Annotated in this window: 13 protein-coding genes; 10 read left to right on the top strand and 3 right to left on the bottom strand. The window is 32.5% G+C overall.

Translation table 11 applies throughout. The features are described from left to right. Nucleotides 1-47 precede the first annotated feature (47 nt). Nucleotides 48-1301 (bottom strand): methionine adenosyltransferase, encoded by a 1254-nt coding sequence (gene metK, locus QGM60_RS03730; protein ID WP_281138912.1) that lies wholly within the window; start codon nt 1299-1301, stop codon nt 48-50. 261 nt (nt 1302-1562) lie between these two features. On the opposite strand from metK, the gene QGM60_RS03725 reads away from it, so the two are divergent. From QGM60_RS03725 to QGM60_RS03710, 4 genes are all read left to right on the top strand, one after another. Beyond that, on the top strand, nt 1563-1976 hold the full coding sequence (locus QGM60_RS03725; protein ID WP_281138911.1) for an Rrf2 family transcriptional regulator: 414 nt from the start codon (nt 1563-1565) through the stop codon (nt 1974-1976). A gap of 114 nt (nt 1977-2090) precedes the next feature. After that, nucleotides 2091-2711 (top strand): phosphoadenosine phosphosulfate reductase family protein, encoded by a 621-nt coding sequence (locus tag QGM60_RS03720; RefSeq protein WP_281138910.1) that lies wholly within the window; start codon nt 2091-2093, stop codon nt 2709-2711. Between the two features lie 252 nt (nt 2712-2963). Further along, nucleotides 2964-4052 carry an acyloxyacyl hydrolase gene (locus QGM60_RS03715; protein WP_281138909.1) on the top strand — a complete coding sequence of 363 codons (1089 nt, stop codon included), beginning with the start codon at nt 2964-2966 and terminating at the stop codon, nt 4050-4052. A 39-nt stretch (nt 4053-4091) separates the two neighbouring features. Further along, complete coding sequence (locus QGM60_RS03710) at nt 4092-4835, top strand: head GIN domain-containing protein (protein ID WP_281138908.1); 744 nt, start codon at nt 4092-4094, stop codon at nt 4833-4835. Between the two features lie 50 nt (nt 4836-4885). On the opposite strand, the gene QGM60_RS03705 is transcribed toward QGM60_RS03710, so the two are convergent. Then, nucleotides 4886-5320: a hypothetical protein gene (locus QGM60_RS03705; RefSeq protein ID WP_281138907.1), complete on the bottom strand. Its 435-nt coding sequence runs from the start codon at nt 5318-5320 to the stop codon at nt 4886-4888. 46 nt (nt 5321-5366) lie between these two features. Further along, nucleotides 5367-6260, bottom strand: coding sequence for a gliding motility-associated ABC transporter ATP-binding subunit GldA (gldA, locus tag QGM60_RS03700; protein ID WP_281138906.1), 894 nt, complete (start codon nt 6258-6260; stop codon nt 5367-5369). A 312-nt stretch (nt 6261-6572) separates the two neighbouring features. Here gldA and QGM60_RS03695 point away from each other — a divergent pair, with 312 nt between their 5' ends. From QGM60_RS03695 to QGM60_RS03670, 6 genes are all read left to right on the top strand, one after another. Then, nucleotides 6573-7400, top strand: a complete 828-nt coding sequence (locus QGM60_RS03695) for a prephenate dehydratase (protein ID WP_281138905.1) — start codon at nt 6573-6575, stop codon at nt 7398-7400. Next, on the top strand, nt 7397-8539 hold the full coding sequence (locus tag QGM60_RS03690) for an aminotransferase class I/II-fold pyridoxal phosphate-dependent enzyme (RefSeq protein ID WP_281138904.1): 1143 nt from the start codon (nt 7397-7399) through the stop codon (nt 8537-8539). Before QGM60_RS03695 ends, QGM60_RS03690 begins: the two co-directional genes overlap by 4 nt. Nucleotides 8540-8543: 4 nt before the next feature. Then, nucleotides 8544-9395: a prephenate dehydrogenase gene (locus QGM60_RS03685; protein ID WP_281138903.1), complete on the top strand. Its 852-nt coding sequence runs from the start codon at nt 8544-8546 to the stop codon at nt 9393-9395. A 27-nt stretch (nt 9396-9422) separates the two neighbouring features. Continuing rightward, nucleotides 9423-10505 (top strand): bifunctional 3-deoxy-7-phosphoheptulonate synthase/chorismate mutase type II, encoded by a 1083-nt coding sequence (locus QGM60_RS03680; RefSeq protein WP_281138902.1) that lies wholly within the window; start codon nt 9423-9425, stop codon nt 10503-10505. 125 nt (nt 10506-10630) lie between these two features. Then, complete coding sequence (locus QGM60_RS03675) at nt 10631-11230, top strand: nitroreductase family protein (RefSeq protein ID WP_281138901.1); 600 nt, start codon at nt 10631-10633, stop codon at nt 11228-11230. A gap of 153 nt (nt 11231-11383) precedes the next feature. Then, nucleotides 11384-12010 carry a carboxypeptidase-like regulatory domain-containing protein gene (locus QGM60_RS03670; protein ID WP_281138900.1) on the top strand — a complete coding sequence of 209 codons (627 nt, stop codon included), beginning with the start codon at nt 11384-11386 and terminating at the stop codon, nt 12008-12010. The last annotated feature ends 45 nt before the right edge of the window (nt 12011-12055 follow it).

Below are 12055 nucleotides of genomic sequence, written 5' to 3'. Positions count from 1 at the left end.
AGCCATGCATTACGCATGGCTTCTTTGTTTAATATTCTATGTTGTCATTAGATTTCAAAAGCAGCTTTTACTTTATCCACATAATCTAATTTTTCCCAAGTGAACAATTCAACATCTATAGAAATAGGCTCTCCGTTAAGTTGTTCAAAGGTTTTGGTAACTACTTCATTTTTTCTACCCATATGGCCATAAGCTGCAGTTTCACTATACATTGGTTGGCGTAATTTTAAACGCTCTTCAATAGCAGCAGGTCTCATATCAAAAATTTCAGAAACTTTTTTGGCAATTTCCCCATCAGTAAGATTGAATGGACAAGTACCATAAGTGTCTATAAATATTCCCATAGGTTCAACAACTCCAATAGCGTAAGATACTTGTACTAGTACTTCTTCACAAAGTCCAGCAGCAACAAGGTTTTTGGCAATATGTCTTGTAGCATAAGCTGCGCTTCTGTCTACTTTACTCGGGTCTTTACCAGAAAATGCACCACCTCCGTGAGCACCTTTTCCACCGTAAGTATCCACTATAATTTTTCGTCCTGTAAGACCAGTATCTCCATGAGGTCCACCAATCACAAATTTTCCTGTTGGGTTAATGTGATAGGTGATATCATCATTAAACAAAGCTTGAATATGTTCAGGCAGTTTAGCAATAACTCTAGGAATTAAAATAGTGATGATATCTTCTCTGATTTTTGCTAACATAGCATCGTCATTATCAAACTCATCATGTTGTGTAGATACTACTATAGCATCAATACGTTGAGGAACGTTATCGTCACTATATTCAATAGTTACTTGACTTTTAGAATCAGGTCTTAGATAAGTGATGTCTTTATTTTCACGACGTAAAATTGCCAATTCTTTTAAGATGCTATGTGATAAATCTAAAGCTAAAGGCATAAAGTTATCTGTTTCGCTAGTTGCGTAACCAAACATCATACCTTGGTCACCGGCACCTTGTTCTTCTTTTGTAGCTCTGTCAACTCCTCGGCTTATTTCCTCAGATTGTTCATGTATTGCAGAAAGTACACCACAAGAGTTTCCATCAAACATGTATTCTCCTTTGGTGTAACCTATTTTGTTAATAGTATCTCTAGCAATTTTTTGTACATCAAGGTAAGTTGAAGATTTCACCTCACCAGCCAGTACAACTTGTCCTGTAGTTACTAAGGTTTCACAAGCAACTTTAGATTCTGGATCAAAAGCTAAAAAGTTGTCTATTAATGCGTCACTAATTTGATCGGCAACTTTATCTGGATGTCCTTCAGAAACACTTTCTGAAGTAAATAAATATGGCATAAATCCTTATTTTTTATTTATAATTTTATTTCAGGAAAAACTTTAGATTGCTCGGTCGCTAGAGAAGTACATAACTTACTGCTTTAGCATTTTTTTACGAGGTTGCAATCAGGTCAAATTTTTCCTCTAATTTTTCGATTGACAAAAATACGGATTAAAATTAAAACCCAAAACAGATTAGTTTATATCTTGTAAAATAATTAAAATCGGTTTGTACTAAAAAGTTGTTTTATTTAAATTACTCATCATTAGATTAATAGAATGCTATCTAAAAAAACTAAATATGGGATTAAAGCTCTGGTATATCTCGCAAAAAAAGGAGATAAACTACCTGTGCAAACTTCAACAATTTCGGAATCTGAAAACATTTCCAAGAAATTCTTAGAGAGTATTTTGTTAACACTAAAAAAAAATGGAATACTCGGTGCAAAAAAAGGCAAGGGAGGTGGTTATTATTTGCTTAAGAGACCAGAAGAAATACAAATGACTACAATAATGCGTTTACTCGAAGGACCAATAGCTATGGTGCCTTGCGTAAGTCTTAATTATTATGAAAGATGTGATGATTGTCCAGATGAAGATACTTGTGCGGTGCACGAAGTAATGCTAAAGGTAAGAGACAGTACTTTAAAAATTTTTAGAAATACATCTTTGGCAGATCTTTCAGACTATTGAAATCCCATTTTTTTCTTAAATACATCAAATAATTATAAAATAATACATAGGTTTGCATATTAACCTACTAAATCGATAGGGTAATAAGATTATTCATTTTGTCGTCAAAATAATATGATTAGATTAGACATAGATGCTTGGAACAAAAAGTTGAAAGACAGAACACCTCATGAAATTGCAGAGTGGGCTTTGAGGCTTTCAGATAATAAAATTGTAACCACTAGTTTTGGAGTTTATTCTTCGGTATTATTGAGCACGATGTCTCAGTTAGACAAAGATATCAGAGTAGTTTGGTGTGACACATTGTATAATCAACCAAGTACATACGAGCACGCTTCAAATCTTATTGAGACTTATAATCTTAATATAAATAAGTATCAGCCTCTAATAAGTAAAGAAACAATAGATAAAACTATCGGTTTACCTAGTGTAGAAAATGATAATCACGATAAATTTTCTGAAGTTGTAAAGCTAGAGCCTTTTAGACGTGCCTTAAAAGAACAAGATCCTGAAGTTTGGTTTACAAATATTAGAGTAAGACAAACCGAGTATCGTGATAAAAAGGATATTCTAAGTTACAGTAAAGATGGTATATTAAAAGTCAGTCCATTTTATTATTGGAGTGATAAGGATTTAGACGCCTATCTTGAGGCTAATCAACTACCAAAAAATAGTGATTACTTCGATCCTGTAAAAGCTTTGTTGAGTAGAGAGTGTGGCATTCATTTCCAATAAAATTTCATACTACAAATCCGTAACCATTTCTTAGATTTTATTTAACAAAAGAATTCGCTATTAGTTAGATATTTGCATCAAATTCTAAAGCCCCTTAAAAATGAAGCTTATAAAAAAGAATAAGTCTGAATTTAGATTCGCTGTTCAGGTTTTGTTACTAACGGCAATATCACTGATTGCTACTTTTTTTGTATAACTACTACAATTAGTAATTGTAATTATTGACTATTTTTGCTTTTCCAAAAGGTGAAAATGCGAAAAACTTTAACTACAGTTGTATTACTAATTTGTACCATTATTGGTGCGCAAGAAAAAAAGAATGCTTCGCAGTTAGACTTTAGTTATTTTGGTGGCAACATTGCACTTCACAATAACGATATTCTGCATCTTATAAAAGGACATCCTGAAGGCTTTATCTTCAGTTGGAATAAAAAAACTTTTGGAAACGACGCTTGGGAACAACGTTACAACTATCCAGACTATGGTTTTTCATTCATTTATCAAGATTTAAAAAATGAACTTTTAGGTGAAAATTATGGGCTTTATGCGCATTACAACTTCTATTTTTTTAAGCGAAATGTAATGTTACGAATGGCTCAAGGTTTAGCTTTAAACACCAATCCTTACGATAAGATTGAAAACCCAAAAAATATTGCATTTGGTTCTCATATATTAAGTGCTACCTATTTAATGCTCAATTATAAAAAAGAGAATATAATTGATCGTTTTGGGCTTCAAGCTGGATTAACTTTAACGCATTACTCCAATGCCAATGTAAAAGCGCCAAATACAAGTATAAATACGTTGGCTTTTAATATTGGGCTCAACTACAATTTAGATGAGCAGATAGAATACATTGACGATTTAGAAGATGGAAAATTTACTGAACCGATTAAATATAATATAGCGTTTCGTTCAGGGATTAATCAAAGTGATATTATTGGTAGCGGACAATATCCATTTTACATTGTTTCAGCTTATGCAGATAAGCGTTTAAGTCATGTTAGTGCAGTTCAATTGGGTGTAGATGTATTCTTTTCTAATTTTTTAAAGGAGTTGATATACTATCAATCCGTATCTTTTCCAGAGGAGGATGTTAGTGGAGATGAAGATTACAAGCGTGTAGGCTTATTTGCAGGTCATGAATTGTTTATCAATAAAATGTCTTTGGAAACACAATTAGGCTACTATGTCTATTATCCGTTTGATTTTGAAGGTAGAGTTTATATGAGGATTGGACTAAAACGTTATTTCGGAAAAAAACTTTTTGGGGCAGTAACCTTAAAATCACACGGAGCAAAAGCCGAAGCAGTTGAATTTGGAATAGGAGTAAGATTATAATTTTGTTATTTCTGAGAAGTCAGGAATCTATTAAAAAAAATGAAGAACTTTTTATACGTATTACTATTTCTAGTATTTGCTTGTAATAGCGAAGATGCTAACGATTGTTTTCAAACATCTGGAAGTATCATTCAGCAAACTTTTGAAGTCTCCAGTTTTGAACAAATATTAGTTAATAGAGATATTGAACTTATTATAAAAGAAGCTCCAGAATATTCAGTTATTGTTGAAACAGGCGAAAATTTAATAAATGATGTAGCGGTTGAAGTTGTAGACAATCAACTTGTTCTTACAGACCACAATTCGTGTAATTACGTTAGAGGTTATGGTATTACAAAGGTGTATGTTGAAGCTCCTAATCTTACAGATATAAGAACATCATCTCAGTATGAAATTTCATCAGACGGTGTTTTAAATTATCCTGTTATCAGACTCTTTTCAGAAGATTACAGTGGTCCAAGTGAATTTACAGTTGGTGACTTTAGATTAGAGATAGCCTCACAACATTTAAGTATCACTTCAAACAATCTTTCCTTTTTTTACATATTGGGAACCGTTGAAAATCTATTTGTTGGTTTTTATTCAGGTGCTGGACGTTTTGAAGGGGAAAATCTCATAGCCCAAAACGTTAATGTATATCATAGAGGAAGCAATGATATTGTGGTAAACCCTCAACAAACATTAGAAGGTCAGCTAAGAGGTACAGGGAATTTAATTTCAGTAAACCAGCCTCCAATTGTTGAAGTAGAACGTATTTACACTGGGCAGTTGATTTTTGAGTAGCTTATTATGTTATTTTTATTTGAGAATATATAATTAGTTTCTTTTTTGACCTATTCAATTAAAGTTATCTTTTTATTTTCTACTGTTATAATAATTGATTCTTCTACACAACTAAAAATATTATTCCATTTTATATTTAACCTTTTGATATTACTTATGTTTTCTAAGATTATTATTTCTAAATCATCAGTATTAAAATCGTTTAATTTTTCATTATAGCCACGGCCATATTTTAAAGGATTATAATTTATAAAAAGTCCAGTAATAATATCACCAGAGTCAACGGTAAAGTTTTTGTCTTTCAGTTTATTATTTGTGTTCTCAACTAATTTCTTTTCATTGATTAATGATCTTAAGGAGTATTCATTTTTTGAATGGATGGAATAAACAAACTTAAAGCAGAAGTTGTTAATTTCATTATTATTCAACTTCTTTTCACAAGAGATGAAAATGAGAAGAATTAGTAATGTGATTTTTCTTATCATTTTTTAGTGCTGTTTCCTTCCTTTTGGGAAGGTTAGGATGGGCTCTTTAACTTGTCAATTCTCTAAACAAACTCTCTAAACTAGCATTTTTCTGATTAAGCTGAAGGATTTTCAATTTATTATCATGAGCAAAATCAAAGACATGAGAGCGCATATCTTCTTTGGTAGCAAATGTAATTTCATAAGTGAAATCGTGCACATTTTTTACAGAGGATACTTTTGGTAATCTTAATAAAAAAGCATCTTCAACCCTGTAATCAAACTCAACGATGATTACTTGTTCTTGTCCGTCTCTAAGGTCTTTTAAATACTTGTCAGCAACAACTTCACCTTTGTTTATAATAATTACACGGTCGCACATAGCTTCAACTTCTTGCATAATGTGTGTGGAAAGAAAAACGGTTTTTTCCTTACCAACATTTCTAATAAGGTTTCTAATATCTACTAATTGATTAGGGTCTAAACCTGTTGTTGGTTCGTCAAGAATTAAAACTTCAGGATTGTGCAATAAGGCGTTAGCTAATCCAACACGCTGCCTGTAACCCTTAGAGAGTTGTCCTATCTTTTTATGCGATTCAGGTGTTAGTCCAGTAAGTTCTATAACTTCATCTATTCTAGATTTTGAAACACCATACACATTAGCATTAAAGCTAAGGTATTCTTTAACGTAAAGATCAGTATACAGCGGATTATGTTCAGGTAAGTACCCAACACTTTTTTGAACATTCTTTTTGTCAGATGCGACATCAAAACTATTAACCTTAGCAGAACCTTCCGAAGCTTCTATGTAAGTGGTTAAGATTTTCATCATTGTAGATTTTCCGGCTCCGTTCGGACCTAAAAAACCAACAATTTCTGCATCATTAACTTTAAAAGAAACATCATTTAAAGCCTTTTGGTCTTTATATAATTTTGTAATGTTCTGTACTTCAATAGACATGCGACAAAGAATTTATTCAAAAATAGTTATTTCAGAATATTGTTTTGTAAATATTATAGATTCTTTAAAATTTTCAATTTTATTTCAAAAAACTAAGGCAACAATTTTGATTTTTTAAAATAATAATTACATTAGCCATATAATTGATTTTAATGAACATAACTAAAACATATTTTAACTGGTTTTATTTCTTTTTTAGTGAAAGAAACGAGGCTTAGTATGTTTTATTTAAAATATAATTTATAAAAAGTCTCGATTTAGTTCGGGACTTTTTTTTTAGTAAAACTTTATTTTTAGAAACATAAATAAATTTTGATAAAACCAATAGCCATACAGGGAATAAAAGGATCATTTCATCATGAAGTCGTTCAGAAATACTTCAATCTAGACGCAGAAGTGGTGGAGTGTATGTCTTTTGATAGTGCAGTAGATAGTTTGTTGCAAGGACATTCAGATACCATTGTTATGGCGCTGGAAAATTCAATTGCAGGATCAATCATCCCAAATTACGCGCTTATAGATAATTATAACCTTAATATTATAGGTGAATATTATTTAGATATTCAGCATAATTTAATGGCTTTAAAGGAGCAAGTTATCAGCGAAATTTCAGAAGTACACTCACATCCAATGGCATTACTGCAATGCAAAGTATTCTTTAAAGATTATCCGCATATTAAGTTGGTTGAGGCAAAAGATACTGCAGATGTGGCCAAGCAAATTGCAGAGCAGAACCTAAAAGGTATTGCAGCTATAGCGAGTAAAGGTGCTGCACGATTGTATAATTTAGAGGTTTTGGCTGAGAGCATTCAAACCATAAAGCATAATGAAACACGTTTTGTGGTTGTTAAAAGTGAAAATGCAGAAATCGATGAAACTAGAGTCAATAAAGTTTCTCTAAAGTTTGAATTAGATCACAAACGAGGTAGTTTGGCTACTATTCTAAATGTAATGAGCGATTGTAAATTAAACCTAACCAAAATACAATCCTTACCAAAAATTGAAACTCCTTGGAAATACGCTTTTTTTGTTGATGCTACATTTGAAGATTACAAGGATTTTGATAAAGCACATTCTATAATGAAAATTATGGCAGAAAATTTTAAAGTGTTGGGACAATATAAAAATGCAAGATTATGATTGAAGTTGCCAACCGTTTAAAACAAGTTGAAGAATACTACTTTTCAAAAAAACTGCGAGAAGTTGCGTTTCTAAAATCACAAGGAAAACCAATTATAAATTTAGGAATAGGTAGTCCAGATTTAGAACCTCCTTTCAAAGCAACCATGTTGCTTAAAGATAGTTTGGATGATGAAGGTGCTAATAAATACCAATCCTATCAAGGTTTGCCAGAACTTAGAGAAGCTATTACGGGTTTTTATAAGTCTAGGTACAATGTCAATATTAGTGCGCAGACCGAAGTGTTACCGTTAATGGGAAGTAAGGAAGGTATTATGCATATTTCTATGGCCTTTTTAAATAAAGGAGATAAAGTTTTAGTGCCAAATCCAGGGTATCCAACCTATTCGTCGGTCACTAAACTTTTAGAGGCTAAACCAATCTATTACGATTTAAAAGAAGAAAATGAATGGCTGCCAGATTTTGTGGCTTTGGAGCGAATGGATTTAACCAAGGTTAAAGTCATGTGGGTTAATTATCCGCACATGCCAACTGGAGCAAATGCACCAAATAAATTTTATGATGAGGTTATTGCTTTCGGAAAGCGTCATAATATTCTCATAGTCAATGATAATCCTTACAGTTTTGTGTTAAACGACAAACCGATTAGTATAATGCGCTACAGAAACGCTAAGGATATTTGTTTAGAGCTGAATTCGTTGAGTAAAACATTTAATATGGCAGGTTGGAGAGTAGGAATGTTGGTTGGAAATTATGATCTATTAAGTGCTGTCCTACGTGTAAAAAGCAATATGGATTCTGGAATGTTTTATGGTATTCAAAAAGGAGCAATAGAGGCTTTAAAGAGTTCCGATATGTGGTATTCAAGTTTAAATAGTGTCTACCAGCAAAGAAGAGAGTTAATATGGAAATTAGCAGAAAAACTTAATTGTACTTATGATAAACATGCTTCAGGAATGTTTGTTTGGGCGAAGTTACCTCCACATATAAAATCTGAGGAATTTGCTGATTTAGTTTTAAAAGAGCATTCCATTTTTATTGCACCAGGAACTGTATTTGGTAGTAATGGTGAAGGTTATGTGAGGTTTTCGTTGTGTGCGGAAGAAAGTGTAATTAAAGAAGCAATAGCAAGAGTTTAGATTTATGAATAATGTTTTTGTTATAGGCGTTGGGTTAATAGGTGGCAGTTTTGCATTGGATATAAAAGAGCTATATCCACAATGTAATATTCATGGTGTTGACAAAAATGAAAATCACCTTCAAGAAGCGAAACAGCTTGGAGTTATTGATGAAATTTCAAATTTTGAAGATTTAAAAAATGCTGAAGTTGTCGTAGTGGCCATTCCTGTAGATGCAACTTTACAAGTTTTACCAAAAGTTCTAGATCATATTTCAGATGATACTATTGTTTTTGATGTTGGTTCAACTAAAAAGGATATTTGCGAAATTATAAAGTCCCATCCAAGACGTAGAAATTTTTTAGCAGCACATCCAATTGCAGGTACCGAGTTTTCTGGGCCTAAAGCAGCAATTAAAAAGCTGTATAAAAATAAAACCAACATCATTTGTGAAGTTGAAGAAACGGCTTTTAAGCTGCAGGAAAAAGCTTTGAAATTGTTTTCAGACTTAGGAATGCGAATTCGTTACATGAATCCTGAAGCGCATGACAAACACATTGCTTATGTATCGCATTTGTCGCACATCAGTTCTTTTATGTTGGGTAAAACCGTAATCGAAAAAGAGAAAAACGAACGCGATATTTTTGATATGGCAGGTAGTGGTTTTGCAAGTACGGTACGCTTGGCTAAAAGTTCACCAGCCATGTGGACACCAATTTTTAAACAAAATAAAGCGAATGTCATTGAGACTTTAGATGAATACATTGAGAACTTAAAACACTTCAAAAAACTGATGGAAGATGATGATTTTGAAGCGGTTTTTAATGAGATGGAAACAACAAATCATATAAAAGATATCTTAAACGGAATAGAATAAAAAACTATAAAAAGATTAATAGACGTTATGGAAAATAAAAAGGAAATGAGAACATGGTTAGATGATATGAAATTAAATCATCCGTTAGTAATTGCAGGACCATGTAGTGCAGAAACAGAAGAACAAGTGTTAAAGATAGCTCACGAGCTAAAAGATACTGATGTCAATTACTACAGAGCTGGTATTTGGAAACCAAGAACCAGACCAGGAAACTTTGAAGGAGTAGGAGCTTTAGGACTAAAATGGCTTAAGAAAGTAAAAGAAGAAACAGGTTTAAAAACGGCTACTGAAGTAGCTAATAGAAACCATGTGGAATTAGCTTTAGAAAATGATATCGATTTGTTGTGGATTGGCGCACGTTCTACGGTAAGCCCTTTCATTATGCAAGAATTGGCAGATGCTTTAGAAGGAACTGATAAAATTGTCTTGGTGAAAAACCCGGTTAATCCAGATTTGGCTTTGTGGTTAGGTGGTATTGAGCGTTTACATACTGCCGGAATTAAAAATCTAGGTGCTATCCACAGAGGATTTTCAACTTATGAAAAATCAAAATATAGAAATATACCAGAATGGCAATTAGCAATTGAGTTTCAGGATAAATTTCCCGATTTACCATTAATCAATGATCCATCTCATATTACAGGAAAACGTGATATGATTTTTGATGTATCTCAGACGGCTCTAGATCTAAATTTTGATGGTTTAATGATAGAAACACATTACGATCCTGATAACGCTTGGAGTGATGCCGCTCAGCAGGTAACTCCAAAAACGTTAGTGCAAATTATGAAGGATCTTAGAATTAGAAAAGAGTCAGACCCTGAAGCAGCGTACAATTCAGAATTGGATAATCTCAGAGCACAAATTGATGTAGTAGATAATCAAATTATCGATTTGTTAGGCAAGCGTATGAAGGTTGCGGATGGTATAGGTCAACTTAAAAAGCAGAAAAACGTTGCTGTTTTACAAAGTAAACGTTGGAATGAAATTCTTGGTAAAATGGTACTTGAAGGTGAAGAAAGAGGTTTGAGTGAGGAGTTTATTTTAAGAATGTTTAAAGCGATTCACCAAGAATCAATTAATCATCAGGAGAAGGTTATTAATAGCTAATGAGCTTTTGGGGCTTTATTGATCATCAATATTAGTTTTCGCATTAAAATAAATTTTAATAGCGATAACGTATTTATTCAAAAAATGCCAACTTGATAGTGTCAAAAAATAAATAAAAAAATACGATGAAGAAAGAAGCACCAACTGAATACGAAATTCACAAATTATTAAAAGAAAGATGGAGTCCAAGATCGTTTTCCGATATGCCAATATCAGATAATGATGTGCATACTTTGTTGGAAGCAGGAAGATGGGCGCCAAGTTCAAATAATATTCAACCTTGGGTTATTATCTGGGGAAAAAAAGGAAGTGAAACCTACGATAGACTTTTTGAAAGTTTAGATGAATTCAACCAATCGTGGGCAGGTAATGCACCATTGCTTATGATTGCTGCCTATAATACTAAAATGCCAAATGGAAAAGACAATTTCCACGCACTACACGATGTAGGACTTTTTGCAATGAATATGAGTATACAAGCACAAAGCATGGGAATTGCGGTACATCAAATGGCAGGTGTGAAACATCAAGATGCAAAGAAAGAATTCAAACTTCCAGAGTATTATCATGTGGCAACAGCAATCGCTATTGGTCATTATAGTGAGGATATTGAAAACTTAGAAGGCGATTTGTTGAAAATGGAAAAAAAAACCGAACGAAGTAGAAAACTTCAAAACGAGTTTGCTTTCAATGGTGATTTTGTGGATAGAGCGGAAATAGATTGATTACTAGAGTTATATAAGTTAAAAAAAGGTTCGCAGTAGCGAGCCTTTTTTATTAGGTTACTTTACTTGCTGAAAAGGTATGTTCACGCATTCCTAGTTTTTATGTTGAATATTTCATGATAGGTTTGAGCTATTAACAAAAACCAAAATGTCATGAAAAAAATTACACTTTTAATTATTGCTTCAGTCTTTGCTGTTACTGCATTTGCACAAATTTCTGTTTCGGGAGTAGTTACTAATGATTCCATTCCACTTGAATCTGCTAATGTCATTGTAAAGAATTCTACAAATGGAATAGCTACAAATCAGAAAGGCGAATTCAAACTTAAAGTCAAAAAAGGAGATACACTTGTTGTTTCTTATCTAGGTTATGAAACTAAAGAGTTTTCTGTTTCTAATGAAAGAAAGGTAAATATAATATTAGAGGAAGGTGGGTTACTAGATGAGGTAGTGGTTAATGCTTTTGATTTACATACATGTAAATTGAGATGTGGAGTTTGTTTTGTTTATGAAACAAGATTTGTTACAGACTTAAATATGAATAGATTGTATCCCAACCCATCTTCAAATGGAATTTTTAATCTCAAACTCTCTGAAGACTACGACGAGGTAAAAATAACAGTAGCAAATATGTCTGGTCAAATAGTTAAAAGTTTAGGTTATGAAAAATTCGGAAATCAGAAGCAGATAGATTTATCTCAATTTTCAACAGGAATTTATATTATAAATATTATAGCAGATGGAAAAGCTCTAGAGTCAATAAAAGCGGTAAGAAATTAGAAAATAAAAGGCTCGCAACTGCGAGCCTTTTCTATATTATGTATG

It is taken from the genome of Winogradskyella sp. SYSU M77433 (genome assembly GCF_029911945.1).
GTDB lineage: Bacteria > Bacteroidota > Bacteroidia > Flavobacteriales > Flavobacteriaceae > Winogradskyella.
This window is presented reverse-complemented; position numbering and strand designations above follow the sequence as displayed.